We start from the raw sequence: 25,617 nt of genomic DNA on the forward strand, positions 1-25,617 counted from the left end.
GCCCGCTATTGTCATTGCGAGCTTTCGTAGAAAGCGAAGCAATCTACGAATTTAAAAATTTAAAGCGTGTGTTTTTGCTGTCATTGCGAGCGTAGCGAAGCAATCCAGGGAAATTCAGATAAATTTTGATTAATTCAAATTCTCTCTAAATTTTACTGGATTGCTTCGTCGCCTTGCTCCTCGCAATGACACGGATTATGGCGTTTGGTTATTTTAACTCGTAGATTGCCACGCTCGTTACACTCGCTCGCAATGACAAATCAGGGGAAATTTTCCGCTGTCGTTCGCTCGCAATGACAATGGAAAGCGTAAAATTTCAAATTTAAATCCACTTTGCCATGCGAGCAGTGCTCGCTCGCAATGACAAACAATGAGAAATAACTAATTTTGGATTATTTAAATTCAGCCGTGATTGTATCTGCGATGAATTTCGCGTGTTTTATGAAAAAAAAGTGATCCCCATCAAGCGGGTAAAATTTGCTATTTTTGATGAGCGAGTGGATTTTCTCTCCGCTACCAAGCGCAGTGGCTGTATCGCTAATACCCCAAAAAATCAGCGTTTTTTCGGGTTTAATCTCGGCAAAAATCGGCTCGAAATCCTCGCGAATCACATTTTTTAGCGTCCCAAACATCTCTTCGCTCATACCAGAAGCGTCTTTGCTAGCAAAAAATCGCCAAAATTTCGCCAACCCGACATATTTTAGGCATTTAAACACCGCGATTTTCGCCCTCACCTTCAAAGGCTTTGGCTCGATTATCCCAGCCGAGCTTAGCAAAATCAGCCTTTTTGGCGCAAGCAGTGTGGCGACCTTGCCACCGAAACTATGCCCCATAATGGCCTCTGGTGCGCCTCCAAGCGCAGCGATAAACTCTCTTATTATCCCGGCATAATCCTCGCTTGTAAGCGCGAATTTTGGCTGTGAGCTAGCGCCAAATCCGGGCAAATCCACGAAAACTAGCCTATAATTTGGGAAAAATTTCGCCTCGAAAACCCTCTGCATAAGCTCTTTTTTCGCGCCCCAGCCGTGCAAAACCAAAATATACGGCTCGACGCTGAAATTTTCGATTTCGTAGCTGATTTTGTATTCGTTGCCACCGAATTTTATGGTTTTACTGGCCATCTTGACCCTTTTTACCATAAATCGCTTTTAGTAGCTCGACTGCCTTTTCTAGGCGCTCGTATTCGCTCATGCTAAGCATTACGGCCTCAAATTTATTATTTTTGACAATCATAGCCTTTTTAATCTCTTGGCTATTTAGTTTTTTTAAAATTGAGCTAAAATTTCTCGCCATTTCCGTCGCTGTGTAAATTTCGTCTTTATTTAACATAAACAATCCTTATGTAAAATTTTACGCAAAATTTAGCGTAAAATTTTTAAATTTAGCTTATTTATTCGCTGAAATTTTTGTTATCAAATCATACGAAATCGGAATTTCCTTAGAGGCTGGAAGCGAAGTAGCTAGCTTGCCCAAAACCTCTGCAAAGTCGCTAAATAGGTAGTTTGCCATACTTCCTGGATTTGGATTTATCTCGTTTAGATAGATTTCGTTATTTTGCACGAAAAAGTCGCACCTAATCAGCGCCCCCTCAAATCCACCGACATTATAAAGCTTGGCAAACGCATCTTTCATCTTATCCTCGATCGACATACCGATTTGCGCCTCTTCGACCACGCCAGTGCGCGAAAAGTCAAGGTATTTTCTACCAAAATCCAAATATCCCTCTTTTTTCGGCTCTTCGATGAAGGAATACTCGATTTTGCCGTCGATTTTAGCCCCTGCTAGGTTGTATTCTTTGATATTTTCCATATATGGCTCGACGATTGCGCTATCATCTAGCTCATAGACCTTATCCATGCAGTAGTCGAACTCTTTTTCTGATTTTGCTATGCCGATACCGATACTAGAACCCAAATGAGCGGGTTTGATGATGACTGGGAAGTTGAAATTCGGCAAGCTGTTGCGATTGACGATTTCAAATGGCACGGTTTTTACACCTGCGATTTGCGCTAGGTATTTGGTTAAAATTTTGTTGTAGCTTAGCACGCTAGCCTCGATTCTAGGGCCGATATAAGGGATTGAGAAAAACTCAAAAAGGCTTGCGAATTTTCCGTCCTCGCCGTCGCAACCATGGATCAAATTCACATAAACGCTCACTTCAAGCATGCTTTTTTTGCCAAACATACCCCCACTCATATAAAATCCGCCGTTTGAGATATTTAGCTCTTTTGATTTTGTGTATTCGCCGTTTTTGAAATACACTGCGCGCATATTTTTCTCTTCGATTAAGAAAAATCTCCTATCTTTATCGCAAAAAACAAACGCCAAACTCTCGCCCTTTAACGCGTCTTTGACCGCGATTGCAGAGATTATACTAATCTCGTGTTCATAACTTTGACCACCAAAAACTATACCGTATTTCATTATTTCTCCTTGTAAATTTTAAATTTATGCTAGTTTTTTCAATGCTTCTTTGATCAAATCAGCCGTATTTGTGCTGATACAATCAAGCAAAATTTTACTGATTCTATCGCGTTTGAAGCCTAGACTCTCTAACGCGCTCATCGCCTCTGATTTATACACTTCGCTCTCGCCAAACTCCATTAGTTTCGCGTCCCCTAGCTCGGCGATTATGCGTCTAGCTGTCTTTGGGCCGATCCCTGGCACGCTCGTTAGTAGCGCGCTATCGCCCGTGATAATCGCGCGAGAAAAACTCTCCGCACTAAGTGATGAGCACACAGCCATTGCCGTGCTAGCCCCTATTCCGCTTAGTTTGATTAGCATTTCAAACATATTTTTCTCTTTTGGCTCCAAAAATCCATAGAGCAAATTTGCGTCCTCTCTGATAATCTGAGTTATCAAAAACTCCACCTTCTCGCCCCGCTCTACCCTAGCACCGCACCCTAGCGAAATCGCCACAGCATAGCTTACGCCACTAGCGCACTTTATCACGCATTTGGTGGGCTCTTTGTGCGTGATGATTCCTTCTAATCCTACTATCATTGAATTGCCTTTAAAATTTCATCAATTGCCAAATTTAACGCTGAATTTGTCGCGTTATAAATGCTTTGTGAGCTTGGATCTGGCACGAAAACTCGCTTTGTAATCACGCCAGATTTTATGCTTTGCACAGCATTTAAAAACTCGTATCCAATCGTGATTTTAGCGTGATCGCCATCGACTTGAAGCGTGATAAGCGTGGTTTTTAGGCGCAAATCTCTTTCTTGTGGCACAAAAATCGGATTTAGCGCGCATGTCGAAAACGCCGCGTCGATTAGGGCTTTGTAAAGCATTTCGCTTGGCATTGTTATGTATTTAGCGTCGCTTGCGTATCTCGTGCGAGATTTCCAATCCACGATTAAAATATCGCGTCTATCGACTAAATTTGTCGCAGTTACACTCTCGATATAGATATTTTTGCGTGAATTTGACTTCGCGGCGCAGTGTTTTTGGTCGTATTTAAGCTCGTAATAAGTATATGGCTTGGCACTCTTTGCCAAACAGCCTCCCAGTAAAGCTCCCGCCAAAACTACGCTAAATGCGCATAAAATTTTTCTCATTTTCAGTCCTTTTTGGTATCTCTAAAAAAGAATTCATACGGATTTTCTTCTAGCCTAAACATCGCGCCTTGAAATTCTCGCAAAGCCTTGTTAAACTCGGTTAGCGTGGTTTTGGCCTCGTTTAGGGTAGGATCTAGTATGGCTTTGAGATTGTATTCGCCCCGCTCTACGCGCTTTGACATAATCTGGCTTGTTTTTTCGAGCGAATTTGAAAGGCGCGTCGCACTGCTGGCAAAAGCATTAAATTTATCCAAAATTTCGTCTAATTCGTGCTCTCTTTCGTTTAAATTCGTCATTAGGGTATTAAAATTCGCCATTAATGCATTTAGTTCGTTGAATTTCTTCTCATCGCTAAGTTCGGCGCTAAATTTGTTAAGCGAAGTTAAAATTTCATCGACTTTTTTCATATTATCTTGCGATAAAAGCGAGTTGATTTTAAATATCATCTGCCCTACACTATCTGTGATAACTTCTGCTTTGGAGCCGATTTTATCGAGCAGGGTTTTATCTAGCTCGATGATTGGCTTTTCTTCATTTTCGCTAAATAGCTCGCCACTTCCCTTTGTGATATTTAAAAACGAAATTCCACTAATCCCCTGCGTTTCGACCTTGGCGATACTATCTCGCGAGATAGGGAGTTTGCTTTTAAGCGATACTTCGATTTCGATTATTGCATTTTCGATATCGACAAAATCTATTTTTTTGATAATTCCAGCATTTACGCCGATAAATTTGACATCTGAATTCTCGCGAATTCCAGTTGGAAGCTCCTTAGTATGGATATAATACGATCTGTAAGTCTCCCTAGTATCGGTGCGAGTTAGCATCCACCACACGAAAGCTGTAAGCGCAAACACACACGCCATAACAAATGCGCCCACGATTGTATATGAGGTTCTATTTTCCAAATTTTGCTCCTATTTCGCTCTCATTTTAAATAGCTCTTCAAGCGGGTTATTTTCTAGCTTTTCGATTTCGCTCAAAGCCCCTTCAAAGATGATTTTTTTATTATCGACTATCAAAAATCTATCAAGTATATCAAAAATACTATCCACATCGTGCGTTACCATTACTACGGTTACGCCAAGATTATCTCTTAGCTCGCACACTAGCCTATCAAGGGCGCGCGAGCTAAGCGGATCTAGCCCTGAGTTTGGCTCGTCTAAAAATAAAATCTCAGGGCTTAATGCCAATGCCCTAGCGAGCGCAACACGCTTTTTCATACCGCCACTTAGCTCGTTTGGATTTAGCATTGCGCTCTCTTTTTTAAGGCCTACCTTTTGTATCCAAAACATAGCAAGCTCGTTAATCTCTTTGTCGCTAAAATTTGAGTATTCGCGCAGTAGCACGCCTACATTTTCTAGCACATTCATCGAGCTATACAGCGCGCCGAATTGAAACATCACACCGCATTTTAGGCGAATTTCATTGCGTCTATCCTCACCCACGCTCCAAATATCCTCGCCAAAAATTTTAATCTCGCCGCTTTTTGGCTGGTTTAGATAAATCAGCGTTTTCATTAGAGTGGTTTTTCCGCTTCCACTTCCGCCCAAAAAGCCGTAAATTTCAGCCTTTTTCACGCTAAAACTCACATTATCGTGCATTATGCGCGCACCATACGCTGTGGTTACATTTTTTGCGCTTATTATCTCGCTCACAGCCCAATCTCCGAGAAGAGTATCGCAAAAATCGCGTCTATGGCGATGACCCAAAATATCGCATTTACCACGCTGATTGTGGTGTATTCGCCGATACTTTGGGTATTTCCCTTGACCTCAAATCCTCTCATACAGCCAATTATTGCGATAAATGCGCCAAAAAACGGAGCCTTTATCATACCGGCGAAAAAGTGGCGAATTTCGACATTTGATTTAAATCTATCCAAATAATCCAAAAATCCTATCTCCAAATACGCCTCGCAAACTATCATTTGAGCGAAAATACATATTGAATTTGCGATAAAAATGATAAATGGCATACAAATCACCATAGCCAAAATTCGTGGCATTGAGAGGAAATAAAACGGATCAAAGCCCATTGTTTTCATCGCGTCGATCTCTTCTGTGATTTTCATAACGCCAATTTGCGCCGTAAAGCTCGACGCAGAGCGCCCAGCAATGACAATCGCTGCGATTAGCGGGGCAATCTCGCGCATGGTTAGAGCGCCCATAATATCTATGATATAAATACTAGCCCCAAACTGCGATAGCATATCTGCGCCAATGTAAGCTAGCACCACGCCGATTAAAAACGCGGTCAAAGCCACGATAAAAAGCGAATCAATGCCGTTGTCTTTGATGAAATTTACGGTCTCTTTGAGGCGAAATTTGCGCGGGTGCAAAAATAGCGAAAATACCTTGCAAAAAAACTCGCCCAAAAATGTGGCTAGATTTACAATCCCAGCCCAGCCTGCGCAAAAATACAGCCCGATTTGAGCCAAAATCCCCATGCTATGCACTTTTGGCATAAAATTATGGTCTATGCTCTCATCGCTAATAAATTCGAAAATTTTCTCTATTTTTGGATTTTGGCTCCTAAATTCCACGCTTTTGCCACGCATTAAATTTTTAATGCTATAAGCCATGAAATAATCCAGCTTTTCGACATTTGAAAAATCTGCTACGAAATTGTCTAAATTTGATAGTGTTTTTTTAAGTAAATCAAGCTGTTTTTTTCCGCTTCGATATGTCCAGCTACCCTCAAATTTTAGGGTTTTGATGAAGTTTTGCGTATCGAGCGAAAATGGCAAATTTTGCAAAATATCCTCTTTCAAAATCAAAAAATAGGCGAAATTATATTATAATCTATCTTTTTATTTTATAAAATTTAACGAGGAATTATGTTTAGAGGGTTTTTTACAAACAGCGTCGGAACGCTAGCTTCTCGCATTTTGGGCTTTGTGCGCGATTTGCTGACGGCTTCTATTTTGGGCGCTGGTGTATATAGCGATATATTTTTTGTGGCGTTTAAACTGCCAAATTTATTTAGACGACTTTTTGGCGAGGGTGCCTTTACGCAGGCGTTTTTGCCAAATTTTACCGCTTCGAAAAAAAAGGGGATTTTCGCAGCTTCCGTGCTGATTAGATTTTTTCTTTTTATTTTGTTTTTAACCGCGGTTGTGTGGGTGTTCGCGCCGTTTTTTACTAAAATTTTAGCTTATGGTTTTTCAGACGAGCAAATCACGCTAGCAACGCCATTTGTGCGCATAAATTTCATATATCTAGCTTTTATTTTTATCGTTACACTTTTTGCCTCTATGCTTCAATACCGCGATCATTTCGCCACTACGGCGTTTTCTACCGCTTTATTAAATTTAGCTATGATTGCCGCTTTGCTTTTGGCTCGTGGTAAAGATGAGCGAAGTATCGTTTTATATCTATCTTGTGGCGTCGTAGCGGGCGGGTTTTTGCAGTTTTTGGTGCATGTGTATGCGCTGAAATTTACCGGTATGCTAAGAGTGCTATTGGGCGGATTTGCTAGGCTAAAAAACGGCGCAAAAGCGCAAACTAAGGGCTTTTATAACAACTTTTTTGCCGGAGTTGTAGGGGCTAGCGCTTTGCAACTTAGCTCATTTATAGATACATTTTTTGCTAGCTTTTTAGCCAGCGGAAGTATCAGCTATCTATACTACGCAAACCGCATTTTTCAGCTTCCGCTCGCACTTTTTGCGATCGCGCTTAGCACGGCGATTTTCCCGCGACTAACCAAACAAATCAAAACAAACAACCAAAAAGAGGCGCTAAATTTAATCGAGCGCGGATTTTACATGCTTTTGACGCTTTTGGCACTCTCCACAATCGGCGGAATCATGCTCTCGCACGAGATTACCAAAATTTTATTTGAGCGCGGAAATTTCACTGCCACTAACACGACCCAGTGTGCGGCTGTTTTGGCAGCGTATATGGTAGGACTGCTGCCATTTGGGCTATCGCGCATTTTTTCGCACTGGCTGTATGCGCACATGAAACAAAAGCTAAGTGCGAAAATTTCGCTTTGGTGTGTCTTTATAAATGTAGTTTTGTGCGCACTATTCTTTAAACCATTTGGGGCTGTGGGTTTGGCGCTTGCTAGCTCGATTACAGGGGGATTTTTGTTTGTTTTCAATCTCTATTTTTTTGGATTTAATAACTTTTTGGCTATAATCAAGGCTAAAAAAATCCTTCTAATTCTAGGGCTTTGCGCGCTTGAAATAGGAATTTTATATGTTTTAAAAGGTTTATATTATGGTAATTTATGATACTGCAAGTAAAAAAAAGGTCGAATTTATCCCGCTTAACGAAGATGAGATTAAAATTTATGTCTGCGGACCGACTGTGTATGATGACGCGCATTTGGGGCATGCTAAAAGTGCGATTAGCTTTGATTTGCTTAGGCGCGCATTAGAAGCGCAGGGCAAAAATGTGAAATTTGCTAGAAATTTCACCGATATCGACGATAAAATTTTAAAGAAAATGAGCGAGAGCGGAAAAACTCTAAGCGAGATTACAGAATTTTACACCAAGCGATATTTGGACGATATGGGCGCGCTAAATGTCCGTGACGCCGACATTTCGCCCAAAGCGACCGAAAATATCAGTGAAATTTGCGCCCTTGTTTCAAATTTGCTAAATTTGGGCTATGCGTATGAAATTTCAGGCGATGGGATTTACTTTGATACCACCAAAGATAGCGATTATTTAAGCCTTAGCGGCAAAAAAGCAGAGGATCAAAACAGCGAGTTTGCGCGCGTGGTTTCAAACGAGCAGAAAAAAAATGAAAAAGATTTCGCGCTGTGGAAATTCGACGAGGCGTGGTTTGAGGCGCCATTTGGGCGTGGCAGACCAGGCTGGCATAGCGAGTGTGTGGCGATGATTTTAGCCCATTTAGATAGCCATGACGCCAAATTTTGCATTGATATCCACGCTGGCGGGGCTGATTTACTCTTCCCGCACCACGAAAACGAGGCCGCACAGTGCAGATGTAGCGAGCATAGAGCCTTGGCTAAATACTGGATGCACAATGGCTTCGTGCAGGTAAATAACGAAAAAATGAGCAAAAGTCTAGGCAATAGCTTTTTTGTCAAAGACGCCCTAGCTCTCGTGCCTGGCGAGGCTTTGAGATTTTATTTGATGAGTTCGCATTATAGGGCAAATTTCAACTACACAATCGATGATTTGCTCGCCTGCAAAAAACGCCTTGATAAAATTTACCGCCTTAAAAAAAGGGTGAATATGGCGCAAAATTTGCCTTGCGAGCAAGCCAAATTTAGGGGTAAAATTTTAGAGTTTTTAAACGATGATTTAAACACATCTGGCGCGCTTGCCTGTGTCGATGAAATGGTGTCTTGCGCAAATGAAGCACTCGATAAAAACCCAAAAGATAAGGCTTTTAAAGCGCAAATTTTAGCAAATTTAGAATTTGTCAAAAATACCCTTGGCGTGCTTTATATGGACGAGGTTAGCTATTTTCAATTTGGCGTAAGCGATGATGAAAGAGCCGAAATTTTGCGTCTAATCGAGCAAAGAAGCGAAGCTAAAAAGCAGAAAAATTTCGCCCTAGCCGATGAAATTCGCGCCAAACTTACAGCGATGAAAATCGAGATTATGGATACGCCAAGTGGCACGATTTGGGAAAAAAGCGCGCAATAAGTAAATTTAAGGAAGAGTTTTGAACGATTTTAAGACAATTTTAACAAGATTTAAACCATTTTTGATTGATTATAAAATCCAGTTTGCGCTGGCATTTTTGGGTATGATTATGACCTCGCTTGCGACATCTGCGAGCGCGTATTTGGTAAAACCGGTGCTTGATTATATCTTTGTCGAGAAAAACACTCTCTATCTCTACCCGCTTGCGTTTGCGATTATAGCGGTGTTTGCGATGAAAAGTGCCGGCACATTTATCCAGACATACTACACTTCATTTATCGGGCAAGATACCGTGCGCAGACTGCGCGATTTGCTCGTTTCAAAGCTAATTAGGCTAGATTTGAAATTTTTCAACACACACAGCACTGGCGAGCTGATTTCTAGGACGATGAACGATATCGAGCGAATCCGCACGGTGGTTTCAAACATGATACCTGATTTCGTCACACAAATCATCACCATTTTTGGGCTTCTTGGCGTGGTGATTTACAATAGCCCTAAGCTTTCGTTTTTTGCGCTCGTGGTCTTTCCGGCTGCGATTTATCCACTATCGCGCCTAGCCAAACGCATGAAAAAGGTCTCGCGCCAATCGCTAGAAAAGACCTCTGATATCACATCGGCTCTAAATCAAATTTTTACAAATATCGAAATCGTAAAGGCCAGCAACGCCCAAAATTTCGAAGTAAAACACTTCGAGGAAGAAAACTCAAAATTTTTCAAGCTAAATTTAAAGGCAATAATTACAAACTCGCTCGTAAGCCCCGTAATGGAGATGCTTGGCGCACTTGGCGTGGCTGTGGTTATCATCGTAGGTGGCAAAGAGGTCATCGAGGGCAAGATGAGCATAGGAAGCTTTTTTAGCTTTTTAACCGCGCTTTTTATGGTCTATACGCCGATAAAAAAGGTCTCATCACTGCATAATAAAATGCAAGACGCCACAGCTGCTACTGAGCGGACTTTCGAGTTAATTGATTTAGAGCCAGCCATAATCGGCGGAAGCCTAAAAATGGGCGATATATCCACGCTCTCTTTCGAAAATGTCTCACTTAGCTATGATGAAAAAATCGCGCTAAAAGATATAAATTTTAGCGTCAAAAAGGGGCAAATTTTAGCCCTTGTGGGAAATAGCGGCGGTGGCAAAAGCTCGGTAGTAAATCTCATAATGCGCTACTATGACGCCAAAAGCGGAAATATACTTTTTGACGGCAACGAGATTAGCGAATTTGAGATTGCAAGCCTGAGGGATAATATCGGCTTTGTGAGCCAGCGCATTTATATTTTTAACGATACAATCGCTGCAAATGTCAGCTACGGCGCTAAATTTGACGAAGAGCGCGTCATAAACGCACTGCGCCTTGCCAATGCTTATGAATTTGTCGCCAAGATGGAAGATGGCATAAACACGCTTTTAAGCGAGTTTGGCGCGAATCTCTCAGGCGGACAGCGCCAGCGCATAGCAATTGCACGCGCGCTGTATAAAAACCCGCAAATTCTCATTTTCGACGAAGCCACGAGCGCGCTAGATAACGCCAGCGAAAAGGAAATCTCATCTGTCATCGAAAAGATAAAGGCCGATAAAATCGTAATTGTCATCGCTCACCGCTTATCCACTATCAAAAACGCCAGCCAAATCGCCGTGGTCAAAAACGGCGAGATTATCGCAATGGGCGATGATGAAACACTAAGCGCGAATTGCGATGAATACAGGATTTTAAAGGGTCTAGCGAAGGATTAAATTTCGCAAAATTTGTCCAAATTTCGTGCCCAATTTGTCATTGCGAGCTTTCGTAGAAAGCGAAACAATCTACGAGTAAAAATTACCAAGCTAAATTTGCTGTCATTGCGAGAAAACGAAGTTTTCGAAGCAATCCAGAAAAATGTAGAGCAAAATTCTACTTAAATTTAGCAATGACAGCAAATTTTGCAAATTTAACCTTGAATTTTTCAAATTTCAAGTAAAATATCAGCTTGAATTTCAATTTTTAGGATATTTATGTTTAAAAGCCTGCGTGCGGCAAGGACGCTAAGTGCGCTATTTCTAGCGATTTTTTTTATGTTTATCGGGGACGCGCTAGCCTTATCATCAGCCGGCGTCATACTTAAAATGCGTGGCCAAAGCGACCTAATCATCGGCATTATCTCATCGTTTTTCTTCCTAGGCGCCATTTCTAGCGTGTTTTTCACGCCCACGATCATCGGCCACTTCGCTCATGTGCGCTCGTATTATATTTTTAGCACGATTTTTGCGCTATGCGCCCTAGCCCACGATATCAGCGCAAATTTGGCGTTTTGGGCGATACTTCGCTTCGGGCTTGGGTTTTGTTACTACGCACTTTTGATGATAATCGAAAGCTGGATCAACTCCAAAATCACAAACTCTATCCGCTCACGCGTCCTAGCCGTGTATGAGATCGTATTTTACGGCGCATTTACCGTGGGTGTGGGGATAATCGCGCTAAATTTAAGCGCGAATTTAATCTTTTTTCTAAGCGGATTTTTCATACTTTTTGGGCTAGTGCCTTTGAAATTTATGCGTTTCAACCCGCCCGCAAAAGCGCAAAAAGCCACAATCTGCATGCCAAAAATCTCCGTTCTGCCGCCACTTGCGCTTGCGACGGCAGTTTGCGGCGGGATTTTGATAAACGGATTTTTTTCAATGGCGAGCGTGTATGTGCTTGGAAGTGGAAATGTCAGCCAAGTGGGCTGGTTTATGGGGCTAGCCATGGTCGGGGGCTTCATTTCGCAGATTTTTGCTAGCCCCGTGTCTGATTTTTTCGGCAGGCGCAAGGCGATAATGCTAGTGTGCGCAATCGGCGCATGCTCGGCGCTGGGGCTGTTTGCCACTGGGAATTTCGAGGTCAAATGCGCCCTAGCCTTCTTGCTAGGATTTGGCGTTTTTCCGCTATACTCGCTCGCAATCGCGCGCGCGAACGATTCCTTTACAAACAGCTCCTCAATCTCGCGCGTGCAAATCTCGGCCTCGCTTTTGTTTTCGTATTCGCTCTCATCGTTTTTTTCGCCCATAATCATAGGCGGGGCGATGAAAGTTTTCGGTGCAGATGGGTTTAGCGCGGTATTTTTCGTAGCAATGGTGTTTTTGTTCGTTTTCGCATACTTCCGCCCCGAAATCGCCCCTAAAATTTAAAATTTGTTAGATTTGTCATTGCACGAATTTTGCGTAGCAAAATTCGTGGCAATCTACGAATTTAAAATTTAAGGTCAGTGTTTTTGCAAAATTTAAGTAGAATTTTGAATTTAAATTTTACTGGATTACTTCGGCGTTATCGCGCCTCGCAATGACAGCAAAAAGGCAAAATTTTTTAAATTTTACCCGCTAGCTCTTTGGCAAGAGCGATGAATTCTTTTTCGATTTTGCTTAATTTTTTGTCTTTTTTATAGGCCAAAACCAAAGTTTTTTTCTCGCTAAATTCTGAAATTTTAAAAAGTTTTATCAAATTTGCCTTATCGCTTTTTATCATTTGCGGTATTGTAAAGCACGCTCCCACGCCGTTTGCGACGATAGTGTTGGCAATATCGAAGGTTTCGATTTCGCACAAAATTTTTGGCTCTATCTCACACTTTGCAAACAGCTCATCATAGCCCTTTCGTGAGCGCAAATTTTGCGTTGGCAGGATAAATTTCTCATTTTTTACCAAATTTATCGAAATTTCTGGGTATTTTTCGTCCCTAAATTTCAGCGACAAATGGTGAGTGCTAGGGAGCGCTAAATAGACATTTTGTGTCAAAATTTCAGTGTATTCCAAACCCTGCGTATCGATAGGCAGTATCAGCATGCCTACATCTAATTCGCCGTCAAGTATCATCTGCCTAATCCTCAGCGTCGAGCCATACTGCGTGATTTTGGCGTCGATATCTTTGTATTTTTTTACAAATTTTGAAAGCAAATTTGGCAAAAGTATATAGCCGTTTTGCGAAAAACCGAGCGAAATTTTACCTTTTCTTAAAGAGTTAAAATTTGAAATTTCAGTGTGTAAATCATCTAAAATTCCCAAAATCAACCTTGTTTTTTCAAGATAAATTTCACCTGCTTGGGTCAATCCTATGGGATTTTCTTTGCGGTTAAAAATCTCAATCCCTAACTCTTTTTCAAGTGCTGCTATGCTTTGAGAAAGCGATGGTTGCGGGATTTTGAGTGCATTTGCGGCTTTGGTGAAGCTTCTAAGCTCCGCTACTTTTAGCACGAGTTCCATGCGTCTAAATCTCATTTTCTACCCCCTGTGATATAAAAAATCTTATGACATTATATCATTAATAATATTTAACTTATATTAAATATTAGGCTAAATTTCGCCCATTAGTTTTATTTTTTAAGACTGATTTAAAATTCCCTGTAAGGAGAGATGATGAAAGAGCAAAATTTCAGCAGACGCAATTTTATCAAATCCGCCTGTATCGGCGTTGGTGCGCTTGGTATGGCAAGCAATGGCCTAGCTAGCGACGCACCAAAAGACGAAAATGGCAACCCAAAACCACTTGGCAACGCTAATGGCTTACCAAGCGTCGATGTTTTGGTGATCGGCTCAGGTGGCGCAGGTCTAAGAGCGGCGGTCGCAGTCCGCAAGAAAAACCCAAATCTTGGCGTCGTCGTCGTAAATAAAGGTATGCCTTCTCGCAACGCGACCTGTATGGCTGAGGGCGGAATCAACGGCATTATCGACTTCGAGCATGGCGATAATCACGAGCTTCACATGTTTGATACTATCAAAGGTGGCGACTACCTAGGCGATCAAGACGCAATCGAAAATTTCGCTATCAAAGCCACAGAGGCAATCCATGAGCTAAACAACGCAGGTATGCCATTTAACCGCATGGCTGACCGCACAGTCGCGCGCCGTTTCGCAGGTGGTGCGAAATACGAGCGCTGCAACTATGCAGCCGATAAAACAGGCGCTAGTATGATGCACACATGCCTAGATCAGGCGATTTCAAGCGGAGTAAAATTTTTGCTCGATCACTATTTGCTAGACATTAGCGTGGAAGACGACAAATGCGAGGGCGTAGTCTTGCTAGATATCAAAACCGGCGATGTAGTCCCAGTGCTAGCCAAAGCCGTAGTTTTGGCTACTGGCGGTTATACTAGGGTGTTTTTCAACCGCACCTCTGTGCCATTTAACGCCTCAGGCGATGGCATAGCAGCAGCACTTCGCGCAGGTCTAGCTTTCAAAGATCCAGAAATGCTTCAATTCCACCCAACAGGCGTTAGAAACGGCGGCGCGCTAATCACAGAAGCAGCCCGTGGATTAGGCGGAATTTTGCTAAATAATCAAGGCGAAAGATTTATGGAAAAATACTCAGCCAAAAAAGAGTTGGCCCCACGCGATATCGTAGCGCGTTCAATCGAGACTGAAATTCGCGAAGGCAGAGCCTTTGGCGAGGGTATGGGCGCGTATGTATTGCTAGATGTATCCTTCCTAGGCGAAGAAAAGATTATGAACGAACTACCGCAAATTCGCCATGTCGGAATGCTTTTTGAAAACATGGACTTAGTAAAAGAACCAATCAAAATTCGCCCAACCGCGCACTACTCAATGGGCGGAATCGAAACCGCTGATTATAAAGTAATGAGCACTCAAATGCCAGGACTTTTCGCTGTGGGCGAGACAAGTTGTGCTTCGATTCACGGCGCAAACCGCTTGGGAGGAAATAGCCTAACAGACGCAGCCGTAACTGGCAAAATCGGTGGCGAGGGCGCAGCAGCGTATGCAGATGCTAATCCTACATTTGGCTCAGGAAAAAGAGCGCAAGAAATCGCAAACGCTTGGCGAGAAAAAATCAAAGATATCACTAGCGGAAATGGTGACGCAAACGAACTTTACGCATTAAGAGAAGAATTTGGCAAAGCAAACTGGGATAATATGGGAATTTTCAGAACTGGTGAAAAACTAGAAAAACATGTTGAGGATTTGAAAGAATTCCAAAAACGCCACGCAAATTTAAAAATTGCAAACCCAAATTTGAAATTCAACACAGCACTTATTGATTATTTAGAGCTTGGCAACCTAATCACACTTGCAAGATGTGCTTGTATCGGCGCTCTAAGACGCGAAGAGAGCCGTGGGGCGCATACCAGAGAGGATTTCCCTAAACGAGATGATGCGAATTTCTTAAAACACACATTAGTTACGCTAAAAGACGGCGAACCGCAAGTTGATTACACCGAGGTTAGAATAACTAAATTTCAACCACAAGAAAGGAAATACTAATGAAAGTTATCATTGATAGATTTGACGGCACTAAAAAATATGTAAGCACTTACGAAGTAGATAACGAAAAAGCCAAAGAAATGACGCTTTTAATGCTACTTCAATACATTAAACAAAATTTAGACATTACGCTAAATTTCACAGCAGCGTGCCGTATGGCGATATGTGGCGCTTGTGGTGTGAGAGTAAATGGCCATGCGTATCTAGCATGTGATACCAAAATGACAGAGCTACTCGAAGAATACGACAACGCTGATGAGTTTAGAATTTCACCACTTGCGAATTTCACGGTTATTAATGATTTAGTAGTCGATTGGGAACCTAGCATTGATAATTTGCGCAAGGTTCGCCCAGGAATCAACCCGGGCAGCGAATACAACAGCCAAAAAGGCGTAGAGCAATCCCAAGAACAGATAAATTTCATCAAAAAATCCTGGGACTGCATTTTATGCGGTTGCTGTGCGTCAGAGTGTAACAAACTAGGCGCGGACGCAAGCGATTATATGCAACCATTTGTATTTGTTCATGCGTTTCGCTCGGCTTACGATTCACGCGAGTCCAAACCACTCGATCACCTAAAACCAGCCATTACAAACGGCCTTTGGAACTGCGTGCATTGCCAAGAGTGTATGGATAGATGTCCGAAGGGAATCAGCGCATGGCAAGATATCTCAATGCTTCGTGCTATGTCAATGCAAAAAAATGTAATGACAGATGTCAGCGGACCAGGACACGCAGAAGCCTTTTTACTCGATATGGTCGAAGGCGATGGACGCCTAAATGAAATCAAACTTGCTCTTCGCTCAGAAAGTATCTGGGGCAATGTCGGCAAAACAGGCATTGCGGTGGATTTGATGATGGCTGGCAAGATGAATCCGCTTCATGTCTTTGGTGGCGAAAAAATCGAAGGACACGACGATTTAGTCAAAATGGTAGAAGCTGCACGCGCGGCACAAAACAAAAGCAAATAAAAGGATAAATTATGAGTAAAGAATTTGCATTTTTCCCAGGCTGTGTTTTAAGCCAAGCAGCAAAAGAGTCAAAAATTTCAATCGAAGCAATCGCGCCGATTTTAGGATACAAGCTAAATGAGATTAAGGGTTGGAGTTGCTGTGGCGCTTCTCAGGCACAATGCGTCGATCCAGAAGCCGCACTCGTAGCAAATGCGCGAAATTTAGCCCTAGCAGAGGGTATGAATATGCCTGTGCTAACTACTTGCTCGACATGTATGCTAACCCTAAGCAAGGCAAAACAATCCCTAGATATGGGGGCGAAAAACCGCATAAACGAGTTTTTGAAAGTCGGAAATATGGAGTATAAAGGCTCGGTCGAAGTTACAAGCCTGCTTTGGGAGCTTTATCAGGATTTAGATAATCTCAAATCAAAGGTGAAAAAACCGCTTTCTGGGCTAAAAGTAGCGCTTTTTTATGGTTGCCACAGCTTGCGCCCAGAGCGAGTGCTTAAAAAAGAGAGCTCAACAAACCCAAAAAGCTTCGAAGCCGTAGTTAGTGCGCTTGGAGCTACAATCGTGCCATTTGAAAAAAGACTTGATTGCTGCGGTTTCCACGCTAGCTATCCAGCTGTAAAATCAGTGCAAAAAATGTCGAGCGAAATCGTCGGCGACGCCGATAAAAACGGCGCAGATGTCGTGGTAACCCCATGTCCATTGTGTCAAATGCAGCTTGATATCTACCAAGACCGCTATCAAGACGCGCAAGGTAGCAAAATCCGCAAGCCGATTACCCACCTATCTCAGCTCGTTGGCCTTGCACTCGGACTTAGCGATAAAGAACTAGGTCTTGATATAAATATCCAAGACGCGACAAAATTAGTGTCGTAAGTGTGAAATTTGGGGCGAATTTGGCTGATAAATTTGGCTGAATTTTGCCCTGAATTTGAGTAAATTTCGCCCTGAATTTTGCCAAAATTTAAAATTTGATAAATTTCAGCAACCTCCCGCTAACGCGGGAGAGTTCAAAGTATCCTTCCTTTCAATTTACTTTTTCTCGCAATGCTTACAACCTGCATTGCGAGAAATGTTTTTTATTGTCATTGCGAGCAAAATTTGCATAATCTGTCATTGCGAGAATTTTGCGTAGCAAAATTCGTGGCAATCTACGACTTCAAAATTTAAGGTCAGTGTTTTTGCAAAATTTAAGTAGAATTTTGAATTTGAATTTCTCTGGATTGCTTCGCTACGCTCGCAATGACACGGATTATAGCGTTTTGGTTATTTATGCTCGTAGATTGCTTCGAGCCTTTCGGCTCTCGCAATGACAAATTAGGCAAATTTTACGCCAAACCTCACTCCTTGCTTAGATACCTATCATACACGATAAATTTATAATACATCGCAGCGATTATAAACATAAATCCCATTAGAAATGTTATCTGCCACAGCGCCAGCCCTAGCGAATACAGCGCACCGATAGCCGCTGAGGTCAGAGTTGCGACGATGAAATACGCCATATCGTTATACGCAATCACCCGCCCGAAAAACTCCCTATCGACATGGCTTTGGAGTTGCGTGAAAGAATACGACCACACCGTCGTGATAAAAAATCCAGCCATCACGATACCGATAAACGAAAGCCAGTAATTAAACTCCAACGCCGCCCAGAGCATGATTCCACCGCCCTGCCCTAGCAAAATCCAAAAATAGCGTTTTAAATTTACAATGCGCGTCAGCCACATCTGCCCAAAAAACGCCGCGGCTGAGCGAGCCATATTCATCAGCCCAATCACCAGCGACGCGCTTAGGATTTCTTTATACTCAAATTTCGCAAGTAGCGCGATGAGATTATCATAAGTCGTAACCGCCACAAAGGCGTGAATTACGATTAAATGCACCACCAAAGGGCGCGAGCGTATGTAAGTAAAGCCCTCTTTTAGCATTTTTATCGCGCTTTGCGTGCTACTTCCTGCAATATCTTTAAAATTCAAGCGAATTAGGATAAAAAACGAAAAAACATACAAACAAAAATCCAAAATAAACGCCGCCCTAACCCCAAAATAGTGTATAAACACCCCAGCTAGCGCCATACCAAGGGTATAAGTAATCGTCCAACTAATGCTAGTTAGCTCGTTTGCTAGCTTCAAATACGGCTTTGGTAGAAATTTCGGCAGGGTCGAAGACTCGGTTTGATAAAAGAGCGTCCCAGCCACGCTTCGCACCACGACAATGCCCAAAAGCAGCCACAAATACGCCAAATCATTGATAAAAATCAGCATGAAAATCGTCACAATCTCTATGGCGAACATGCTCACCATTAGGGGTTTTGGGCGAAATTTATCCACGATAATGCCGTTAATCGGGGCTAAAAATATATTCGGTATAAACGACACCACGCCCACAGCGGTGATCGCCCACACAGGCGCGCCCAGCTCGATTAGTAGCGTAGCGATACCTACGATCGAAAACCACACGCCAAACATGCAGATAAATCCCGCGCTAAATAGCAAACGATAGTTGCGAAAATTGCGAAGTAAAATATAATATCTAACCATTTTTGCCTTTCAAAAACCCCGCATTTTAGCCAAATTTGGCTTAATTATGTGTTTTGGATTTGCTGTCATTGCGAGCTAGTGGAATAAATTCGCCCTGATTTGTCATTGCAAATACTGCCCCGAAATGCGCATTGATTTGTCATTGCGAGCGAAGCGAAGCAATCCAGGGAAATTTAAATAAAATTTAATAAATTGAAATTCTCTATAAATTTTACTGGATTGCTTCGAGCCTTTCGGCTCTCGCAATGACACGAAATTTGCGTTTGGATTATTTATGCTCGTAGATTGCCACGAAACGGCTTGCGCCGTTTCTCGCAATGACAGATTGGGCATTGCGAGAATTAAGAGTTTTCGATTAAGGCGATTTCATCGGCGGTTAAGTCATAAAGTGCATAAACAAGTGAATTTAACTCGTTTTCACTTCTTAAAATTTGCGATTTCAAAGACAGCACTTGTGATTTGTATTCGCCAAAAAAGCCTTGATAGTAGTTTTTAAATTTCACTTCGGCGAGTTTGTCTGTGAATTTTTCTTTTTTGGCTTTTGCGTATTCTTTGATAAATTCGTCGAATTCTAAATTTTCAAATTCGGCTAGTTTTTGCGGTATTTTTTCTAAATTTAACTCACGCAAAAATTCAGTTTTTACGCTTTGCAAATTTTTATTTAAATCTAAAAGCAAATCAACTTTTTGAATAAACGGCTTTTGTTCGTCTAAATTTGCAAGTTTTGGTAAGCCAAAAGGATTTATATAATTTGTCTTAAATCTAAAATATCCGCCCCTTAGCTCTGTGCCTATATTTTTTAGATAAAACCATAAAAGTTTTGAATTTAATATTGCAAGATAAAATTTTATAAATTCGCCAAATTCATCATTTATTACTATTCCGTAACTACTACCATTTATACCATAACCGACATTATCAAAGGCGATTTGAATTCCAAAAGTTATATCAGGCACAACTAATTTTTTACTATCTATCAAATTTAAACTTTTTGGATAAATGTATAAAAACCAGCCATCTTTATCCATTTTGCCTTTTTCTCTACCACGCAAAAAAGCTTCATTTGCTTTTAAATATTCATAGCCGTTTGGAAAATTTGATTTTATATACTCTTCGCTCATAGGCGTTGCTTTGCCGTTTTCAAGCAGATATGGAAAAATCACAAAATAGCGATTAACTAAATTCGCATAGCGTTTAATGTCTTCGCCTTTTAAAATCGGTTTTAAAAGTCCGTTTTCGACTTCGACGATTTTATCTAATGCTTTGGAATAAAGTCCGTTTTTGGTGATTTGCACTAAATAAACATTATCTCCACTTGTTTGAATTCCTGCAAAAATTTTAGCAAAAACATCGCTTACTTTTAGCGGTTGAGAGTTTATCTTTTCTAAAATATTTGCTGTTTTGTTGTCTGTTAAATTCCATTTGTCGCTACTTAAATTTTGATATGAAATTTCGTTTAAATTTAGCGAATTTGTTAGTTCATTTGGATTTAAATGTGTAAATTTAAGCTTTTGGTTATCGTGCGATAAAATACAAATACAAGTATAAGTCGAAGCGTCGCTAAAAACGCTGTGGCTACCGAAATGATAGAGTTTTTCAAGGGCTTTGTTTTGGCTTAAAAATTTGCGAATTCCGTTTCCAAAATCTGAAATCAAAAATTTATGTGGCAAAATAAAGCTTAATTTGCCGTTTTTGTTAAGCCACTTAAAACCTTGTTCCATAAAAAGCACATAAATATCGTAATTTCCTGTGGCAGAAGTAAATTTTTGTTCGTAAATTTTACTTTCTTGTTCGTGGTGTGCTTTTAAACCTTGCACTCTGATATACGGCGGATTGCCGATGACGCAGTCAAATTTGAAATTAAAAGGGAAATCTAAAAGCGAATTCGCGCATTTTATATTGTTTGATAAATCAGTCAGTTTTCGCCCTTTTTGCGCGGTGCGGAGCCAAAGCGAGAGTTTGGCGATTTGCACAGCGTCGGCGTTAATATCTACGCCAAAAAGGTTGTTTTCTAAAATTTGGGGTTCTATGTCGTATAACGGCAAAGCTTCGTTTTCGTAAATTTTGCGAAATTTATCTAGGTTTTTGTGTTCGTTAATGAGAAAATCCAAAGCCCCGTTTAAAAATGCTCCACTTCCACAAGCAGGGTCGATGATTTTTAAATTTAGCAAAAAATTCTTATAAGCACGGATATTTTCGAGCGTTTGCGTTTCTGCTTTGCTAAGGCGTTTTGGGTTTTTGGGAAGTGAAATTTCGTGCAAATTTAGCCTTGACTTTTCGTTTTCGCAAATCTCGCCTAGCGTTTGGCTAATGATAAATTTCACAATGTATTCAGGCGTGTAGAAAATGCCGTCTTTCTTGCGTTTAGAGTTTGTTTTTTCAAATTTTTCGCCGATTATTTGCGAATTTAACTCTTCTAAATCGCTTAGGCTTTGCTCGAAAATATGACCCAAGATATTCACACCAACTTCACTAGCAAAGTCGTAAGATGAGAGTTTGGCGATATAGCTTTGTAAAATTTCATCGCTAAGCCTTAGCGAATTTAGAGCTTCGTCGGTGGCGAAAAGTCCGCCGTTGTAAGCTAGGACACCCAGTTTGTCGTTTCCTTTGTCGATAGCGTCAAAATAAATTTGCCAAATTTCATAAAGGCTAAAATCGGTGAATTTTTGGTTTTGCCACTGCTCGTGGATATCGGCAACGAAATTTGAGCGCAAAAGTCCGTAATCTTCGGCAAAAAGGACAAAAATTATGCGGTCGCAGAGTTTCTGCACTAGGCTTAAAATTTCTTTTGGCGAAATTTGCGGGTTTTCTTGGACGGCGTTTTCAAAGAGTTTTAGGCGAAATTCACTAAAATCAGCGTAAAGTCTTTTTGAAATTTCTCTATCTGAATTCTCGCTTTTGTCCCGCAAATCAATAGTTTTAAACGAATTTATATTTTCGAAGCAAAAAATTTGGTGAAAAAGCTCGAATTCATCTCGTGTCATAGTAAAAAGGCTGAATTTTTCGTAAGCTGTCTTTTTGTCGATATATAGACGAATTTCATCGAAATTTGAGATGATGATATAACGGCTTTTTGAGTTTGAATTGTGATAATTAAAGGCTTGATTTTCGATTTTGTTCAAATCGTGCGTTTTTTGGTCTTTTAGCTCGATAACGCCGATGACTTCGCTGTTTGCGCCTAGGATTGCGCCGTCTGCTTTTTTGCCGTCGGTTTCGTTTTTGCTCTCTCGTTGGAGATTGAAATTTTGTGGATTTGTCGTTTTTAGCGTATAGCCCAAGCAGTTTTCAAAAATATCTTGCAAAAAAGCCGTTTGATACTCTTCTTCTTTTATGGTTTTTAGAAGTTCGATTTTAGCTTGAAATTTTAATAAATTTGCGTAGCGTTCGTTTAGAGTTTTTTCATCTTGCTTTTGTTCTTTGATGATTTTTTCTTTGAAAAGTGCCATTTATTTCCTTTTAAATTTATACTCATATCGTTGCAGTTGCGAGATATTGCCAAGCACTCCGCCTTGGTGGATATATAGGACTTCGTTTGTGAATTTTTCGCGGTTAGCCAAAAGTGTGAGAAGTCCCACGGGGTCGTAGATGAGATCAAATTCTATGCCGGTTTGCGCACGGGCTTTTTGCCAAATTTCATAAAGTTCGGCGTAAGGTTTGCCAAAGTGAAATTTGCGTGGTGGGGGCAAAATTTGCACGCCCGAGCGCGGATCTAGGGCTAGTATTTGCTCTCTCAGATACGAGCAATCACCCACGCAAGGCGTGGTAAAGACGCGAAAACGGCTGTGTTTGGCTAGATACGCCGCGCTCGTGCCAGTGCCACTAGGCAAAAAAATGTCAAATTCTCGCCCATTTTCGCGCGCATACTCCTCGATAAATTTAGCCTGCGCGATAAATCCAGCCTCAGCTTCGCCCTGTGCAACTCCCTCTTCGATAAAAATCGTGCTCTCATCGCAAAGGCTAAGCGCAAACTCACGGCGATTTTGCGCCACGAAAATCTCCATGCCATTTTCTAGTGCGGCGGCGAAATTCCCGCACGGGCGCGCGCTTAAATTTTCGCTTAAATGCGAGATGACAAACTGAAATTTTAGCCCTTTTATGCGGGCAAAAACGCTTTCGTTATACATAGCGTTTGATTGCGAGCTACCAAAGCTTACAATCTTTGAAATGCCCTGCAAATCGGCACCGAGCAAGGATTGAAGCTTCCTTGCTTTATTGCCGTTAAAAATCCCAATCAAATCATCACGCAAAATTGCAAAGCTAAAATTTTCGATTTTTATCTTTTGGATTTGTGGAGGTTGTAGCGAAATTTCGCCTGTTTTTTGCGCCTTTTCTACTTCGCGCAAATGGGCTTCAAACTCAGGCGAGATTATGGCACGCTGCGAGAGCTCGCGCGAGTATTGCGCCCCGCCAAAGCTATCTTGTCGCATTTGCGTCAAATTCCAAAAATTTGCGGATTTCTTCCATAGCCTCTTTGTTGCTAAGCGTAAATTTGATTTCGATTCGACGGCTTGCGTCTTTGTCCTCGACGCCGCCAGTTAGCACAGGCTGAGAATAACTGCGACCGCTTGCGATTAGGTATTTTTGCAATCTCTCGTCTTTGTTCCACTCGTTTATGAAATTCATAACTGCTAGCGCGCGCTCTTGCGAAAGAGCTAGGTTGTATAAATACCCGCCGTCGCTGTCTGTGTGGCCCTCGATGATGATTTGATCTAGGCTATTTCTGATTTCATCATTATCCATAAGCGCGCTAAAATACCCTTCTAGCGCGGTTTTGAAGCTCTCTTTGCTATCATTTTTAAGCTCGCTCGAACCTTTATCAAAAAGCACTGACGAGTTTAGCGTCATCGCCCCGCTCTCGCTGTCTATGCGGATTTTGCCGCCTAGGCGTTCTTTAAGCTCGGCGATTAGTTTGACCTTTTGACCGGTTAGATTGCGAATTCGGTTTTTGGTGACATTTAAATCATGCAAAATTTTATTGAAATCGCTCTCTTTTTGGGTTAGTTGATCGAGCAAAAACGCGATTTTTATCTCTTTTTCGGTAGCCTCGGTGCGAGTGTTTTTCAAAAGCTCGCTAATGTCAAAATTCTCTTTTTTGAGTTTTTCTGCCATGGCGCTTAGATCTTCGATTTGGATAAAATAGATCGAATTTTGCTTGCGAAGGTCGGTGTTTTCGACATTTAGCTTTTCAAGCTGTTCGGAAAAAATCTTATTTAAAGCCTCTAATTCAGCGGATTTTTTCTGCGAGGATTGCAGAGCGACCATAGTCTTTTCATGCTCGCTGGTTTGGGCTTTGAGGTCGTCTTGCACCAAATAATACTTAACGATAATCCCGCCGATTAGTAAAATAAAGACAAACAAAAGCCCCGCCATTAAATCAGCGTAAGCTATCCAAAAGGTCTCTTTTTCGCTGGTTTTACTCTTCATTTTGGTTTTCTTTTTCGTCTATGCTTTGAAGCGTTTTGCGTAGCTCGTCGATGATACCCTCTGAGCTTGTGTTTTTGCCTAGGCTAGAATCAAAAAGCGATTTGATTTCGTCATTTAGCTCTTTAAAACTTGCCTTAAAGCTCTCTCTTGCGTTAATTTGCTCGCTTAGCATATTTTCATTTAGGGATTTGATCTGCAAGGTAAAATTCACGATTGCCTGATTTAGGGCGTCTGCGCTGGTTTGCAGATTTGCGCTCTTTTGCTCAGATGATTTCGAAAAGCTCAAATATCCCGCTGAAATGCCGTTTTGGATCTCGACCATATTGCTCGTAACGGCCTTTAAAGACGATAGAATTTGGTCGAAATTTTTGCTGATTTCGCCGTGAGTTAGGTTGGCATTTAGTATCATTTCATTAGCCCTTTCTAATTCACTTGTGGTTAGCGCAAGGGCGCGCTGTTCGGCGTCAATTATGCCTTGAAGTGTTTGCATTTTTTCATCGATTGCGACATTTAGGCTATCGCTAAGGGTATTTGAAGCCATAGCCATGAAGGAGCGCGAAACCTCGGCGTTGCGATCAAGTATCTCGCTAAGGTAGCTTTGCGTGATTTCCTCTTTGCTCCAAAAAAAGTTTTTTGTAGCGTTTTTGTATTTTAAAAGCAATCTTTCGAATTTGCTAATTCCCTTTTTTTCGAAATAAATCCACCAAAGCGCTAGAAAAATACCATAAATCGACACATAAAACGCCGTGCCAACGCCACCTAGAAGCCCAGCAATCTCGGTCTCTAAATTTGCGATATTTGATGATGAGAAATTTGGCATAGAAATCGCAATGCTGATAAATGTGCCCAAAATGCCCAGCATTGGGAAAACACCCACCGCGACAGAGGCGTAGTTGTCATTGCGAAGCGAGTGCGAGTATTCATCTACGAAATTTTCAAATTTAGCGTCGGACTTTTTCTTAGCCCCTATGCTAAGGAGATTTTCGACGATGTAGTTTTTAAGCTGAATTTTAAAATTTTCGATACTATTTTGAAATTTCAAACAGCCAAATTCAGCATTATGCCTAGCCAAAAATAGCGCAATGATGAGCAAAAAGCCCATCATTACGATCGAGTGAAGCTCGACTTTGAAGTTGATTACCTTCAAAAATCCTAACAAAAATATGGCGAAAATCGCCACAGGAACAAACACGATTTTCAGATAAACGCCAAGTAGTGAGCGCTCTGGATTTTCAGGAAGCGTTAAATCTAAAATTTCTGTTGTTTTTTCCATGA

21 protein-coding genes are annotated in these 25,617 nt (G+C 41.4%); 7 read left to right on the plus strand and 14 right to left on the minus strand.

What is annotated here, in order from left to right:
* Positions 1–392: 392 nt before the first annotated feature.
* From OFO00_RS00005 to OFO00_RS00040, 8 genes are read right to left on the minus strand one after another with little or no spacing between them, the layout of a single operon-like run.
* Complete coding sequence (locus tag OFO00_RS00005; protein ID WP_270864368.1) at positions 393–1,121, minus strand: alpha/beta fold hydrolase; 729 nt, start codon at positions 1,119–1,121, stop codon at positions 393–395.
* A complete protein-coding gene (locus OFO00_RS00010) occupies positions 1,111–1,335 on the minus strand; it encodes a prevent-host-death protein (RefSeq protein WP_442867895.1) in 225 nt (74 codons plus the stop codon). Before OFO00_RS00010 ends, OFO00_RS00005 begins: the two co-directional genes overlap by 11 nt.
* A 51-nt stretch (positions 1,336–1,386) precedes the next feature.
* A complete protein-coding gene (locus tag OFO00_RS00015) occupies positions 1,387–2,424 on the minus strand; it encodes a D-alanine--D-alanine ligase (RefSeq protein WP_270858848.1) in 1,038 nt (345 codons plus the stop codon).
* Positions 2,425–2,448: 24 nt separating this feature from the next.
* On the minus strand, positions 2,449–3,003 hold the full coding sequence (ruvA, locus tag OFO00_RS00020) for a Holliday junction branch migration protein RuvA (protein ID WP_270858847.1): 555 nt from the start codon (positions 3,001–3,003) through the stop codon (positions 2,449–2,451).
* Positions 3,000–3,560: a hypothetical protein gene (locus OFO00_RS00025; protein ID WP_270864369.1), complete on the minus strand. Its 561-nt coding sequence runs from the start codon at positions 3,558–3,560 to the stop codon at positions 3,000–3,002. The genes ruvA and OFO00_RS00025 overlap by 4 nt, the downstream gene beginning before the upstream one ends.
* Positions 3,561–3,562: 2 nt before the next feature.
* Positions 3,563–4,468 (minus strand): MlaD family protein, encoded by a 906-nt coding sequence (locus OFO00_RS00030; RefSeq protein ID WP_270864370.1) that lies wholly within the window; start codon positions 4,466–4,468, stop codon positions 3,563–3,565.
* A gap of 9 nt (positions 4,469–4,477) precedes the next feature.
* On the minus strand, positions 4,478–5,218 hold the full coding sequence (locus tag OFO00_RS00035; protein ID WP_270864371.1) for an ABC transporter ATP-binding protein: 741 nt from the start codon (positions 5,216–5,218) through the stop codon (positions 4,478–4,480).
* On the minus strand, positions 5,215–6,318 hold the full coding sequence (locus OFO00_RS00040; RefSeq protein WP_270864372.1) for an MlaE family ABC transporter permease: 1,104 nt from the start codon (positions 6,316–6,318) through the stop codon (positions 5,215–5,217). Before OFO00_RS00040 ends, OFO00_RS00035 begins: the two co-directional genes overlap by 4 nt.
* Positions 6,319–6,399: 81 nt before the next feature.
* Here OFO00_RS00040 and murJ point away from each other — a divergent pair, with 81 nt between their 5' ends.
* The 4 genes from murJ to OFO00_RS00060 all read left to right on the plus strand — a co-directional run bounded on the left by murJ (position 6,400) and on the right by OFO00_RS00060 (position 12,332).
* Positions 6,400–7,797 carry a murein biosynthesis integral membrane protein MurJ gene (murJ, locus tag OFO00_RS00045; RefSeq protein ID WP_270864373.1) on the plus strand — a complete coding sequence of 466 codons (1,398 nt, stop codon included), beginning with the start codon at positions 6,400–6,402 and terminating at the stop codon, positions 7,795–7,797.
* On the plus strand, positions 7,784–9,187 hold the full coding sequence (gene cysS / locus OFO00_RS00050) for a cysteine--tRNA ligase (RefSeq protein WP_270864374.1): 1,404 nt from the start codon (positions 7,784–7,786) through the stop codon (positions 9,185–9,187). Before murJ ends, cysS begins: the two co-directional genes overlap by 14 nt.
* A gap of 19 nt (positions 9,188–9,206) precedes the next feature.
* Positions 9,207–10,922, plus strand: coding sequence for an ABC transporter ATP-binding protein (locus OFO00_RS00055; RefSeq protein WP_270864375.1), 1,716 nt, complete (start codon positions 9,207–9,209; stop codon positions 10,920–10,922).
* A gap of 258 nt (positions 10,923–11,180) precedes the next feature.
* A complete protein-coding gene (locus OFO00_RS00060; protein ID WP_270864376.1) occupies positions 11,181–12,332 on the plus strand; it encodes an MFS transporter in 1,152 nt (383 codons plus the stop codon).
* Between the two features lie 175 nt (positions 12,333–12,507).
* Here the strand turns inward: OFO00_RS00060 and OFO00_RS00065 are convergent, their stop codons facing one another.
* Positions 12,508–13,413 carry a LysR family transcriptional regulator gene (locus OFO00_RS00065; RefSeq protein ID WP_270864377.1) on the minus strand — a complete coding sequence of 302 codons (906 nt, stop codon included), beginning with the start codon at positions 13,411–13,413 and terminating at the stop codon, positions 12,508–12,510.
* A 138-nt stretch (positions 13,414–13,551) separates the two neighbouring features.
* Here OFO00_RS00065 and OFO00_RS00070 point away from each other — a divergent pair, with 138 nt between their 5' ends.
* Genes OFO00_RS00070 through sdhE form a run of 3 tightly spaced genes read left to right on the plus strand, consistent with a single transcriptional unit; the run spans position 13,552 to position 17,251 of the window.
* The gene (locus tag OFO00_RS00070) at positions 13,552–15,411 is read left to right on the plus strand and encodes an FAD-dependent oxidoreductase (RefSeq protein WP_270864378.1); all 1,860 of its coding nucleotides are present in this window, start codon (positions 13,552–13,554) and stop codon (positions 15,409–15,411) included.
* Entirely contained in the window at positions 15,411–16,382 is a 972-nt protein-coding gene (locus OFO00_RS00075; RefSeq protein ID WP_270864379.1) for a succinate dehydrogenase/fumarate reductase iron-sulfur subunit, read from the plus strand. Before OFO00_RS00070 ends, OFO00_RS00075 begins: the two co-directional genes overlap by 1 nt.
* A gap of 11 nt (positions 16,383–16,393) precedes the next feature.
* On the plus strand, positions 16,394–17,251 hold the full coding sequence (gene sdhE / locus OFO00_RS00080; protein WP_270864380.1) for an 8-methylmenaquinol:fumarate reductase membrane anchor subunit: 858 nt from the start codon (positions 16,394–16,396) through the stop codon (positions 17,249–17,251).
* Positions 17,252–17,715: 464 nt separating this feature from the next.
* Here sdhE and OFO00_RS00085 read toward each other — a convergent pair whose 3' ends face one another.
* The 5 genes from OFO00_RS00085 to OFO00_RS00105 all read right to left on the minus strand — a co-directional run bounded on the left by OFO00_RS00085 (position 17,716) and on the right by OFO00_RS00105 (position 25,615).
* On the minus strand, positions 17,716–18,918 hold the full coding sequence (locus OFO00_RS00085; protein ID WP_270864381.1) for an MFS transporter: 1,203 nt from the start codon (positions 18,916–18,918) through the stop codon (positions 17,716–17,718).
* A 341-nt stretch (positions 18,919–19,259) separates the two neighbouring features.
* Positions 19,260–22,364, minus strand: a complete 3,105-nt coding sequence (locus OFO00_RS00090) for an Eco57I restriction-modification methylase domain-containing protein (protein ID WP_270864382.1) — start codon at positions 22,362–22,364, stop codon at positions 19,260–19,262.
* Positions 22,365–23,345, minus strand: a complete 981-nt coding sequence (locus OFO00_RS00095; RefSeq protein WP_270864383.1) for a 1-aminocyclopropane-1-carboxylate deaminase — start codon at positions 23,343–23,345, stop codon at positions 22,365–22,367.
* Positions 23,332–24,342, minus strand: coding sequence for an OmpA family protein (locus OFO00_RS00100; RefSeq protein WP_270864384.1), 1,011 nt, complete (start codon positions 24,340–24,342; stop codon positions 23,332–23,334). Before OFO00_RS00100 ends, OFO00_RS00095 begins: the two co-directional genes overlap by 14 nt.
* Positions 24,332–25,615 (minus strand): MotA/TolQ/ExbB proton channel family protein, encoded by a 1,284-nt coding sequence (locus tag OFO00_RS00105; protein WP_270864385.1) that lies wholly within the window; start codon positions 25,613–25,615, stop codon positions 24,332–24,334. The genes OFO00_RS00100 and OFO00_RS00105 overlap by 11 nt, the downstream gene beginning before the upstream one ends.
* Between the last annotated feature and the right edge of the window lie 2 nt (positions 25,616–25,617).

Origin of the sequence: Campylobacter sp. VBCF_04 NA7 (assembly GCF_027737405.1) — a bacterium.
In the GTDB taxonomy this organism is placed as follows: domain Bacteria; phylum Campylobacterota; class Campylobacteria; order Campylobacterales; family Campylobacteraceae; genus Campylobacter_B.

What these genes read in the sequence shown, in the direction of transcription:
- OFO00_RS00005 (WP_270864368.1), bottom strand. Translation starts at nt 1,121, where the DNA reads ATGGCCAGTAAAACCATAAAATTCGGTGGCAACGAATACAAAATCAGC.
- OFO00_RS00015 (WP_270858848.1), bottom strand. Translation starts at nt 2,424, where the DNA reads ATGAAATACGGTATAGTTTTTGGTGGTCAAAGTTATGAACACGAGATT.
- ruvA (WP_270858847.1), bottom strand. Translation starts at nt 3,003, where the DNA reads ATGATAGTAGGATTAGAAGGAATCATCACGCACAAAGAGCCCACCAAA.
- OFO00_RS00025 (WP_270864369.1), bottom strand. Translation starts at nt 3,560, where the DNA reads ATGAGAAAAATTTTATGCGCATTTAGCGTAGTTTTGGCGGGAGCTTTA.
- murJ (WP_270864373.1), top strand. Translation starts at nt 6,400, where the DNA reads ATGTTTAGAGGGTTTTTTACAAACAGCGTCGGAACGCTAGCTTCTCGC.
- cysS (WP_270864374.1), top strand. Translation starts at nt 7,784, where the DNA reads ATGGTAATTTATGATACTGCAAGTAAAAAAAAGGTCGAATTTATCCCG.
- OFO00_RS00060 (WP_270864376.1), top strand. Translation starts at nt 11,181, where the DNA reads ATGTTTAAAAGCCTGCGTGCGGCAAGGACGCTAAGTGCGCTATTTCTA.
- OFO00_RS00065 (WP_270864377.1), bottom strand. Translation starts at nt 13,413, where the DNA reads ATGAGATTTAGACGCATGGAACTCGTGCTAAAAGTAGCGGAGCTTAGA.
- OFO00_RS00070 (WP_270864378.1), top strand. Translation starts at nt 13,552, where the DNA reads ATGAAAGAGCAAAATTTCAGCAGACGCAATTTTATCAAATCCGCCTGT.
- OFO00_RS00075 (WP_270864379.1), top strand. Translation starts at nt 15,411, where the DNA reads ATGAAAGTTATCATTGATAGATTTGACGGCACTAAAAAATATGTAAGC.
- sdhE (WP_270864380.1), top strand. Translation starts at nt 16,394, where the DNA reads ATGAGTAAAGAATTTGCATTTTTCCCAGGCTGTGTTTTAAGCCAAGCA.
- OFO00_RS00085 (WP_270864381.1), bottom strand. Translation starts at nt 18,918, where the DNA reads ATGGTTAGATATTATATTTTACTTCGCAATTTTCGCAACTATCGTTTG.
- OFO00_RS00090 (WP_270864382.1), bottom strand. Translation starts at nt 22,364, where the DNA reads ATGGCACTTTTCAAAGAAAAAATCATCAAAGAACAAAAGCAAGATGAA.
- OFO00_RS00095 (WP_270864383.1), bottom strand. Translation starts at nt 23,345, where the DNA reads ATGCGACAAGATAGCTTTGGCGGGGCGCAATACTCGCGCGAGCTCTCG.
- OFO00_RS00100 (WP_270864384.1), bottom strand. Translation starts at nt 24,342, where the DNA reads ATGAAGAGTAAAACCAGCGAAAAAGAGACCTTTTGGATAGCTTACGCT.
- OFO00_RS00105 (WP_270864385.1), bottom strand. Translation starts at nt 25,615, where the DNA reads ATGGAAAAAACAACAGAAATTTTAGATTTAACGCTTCCTGAAAATCCA.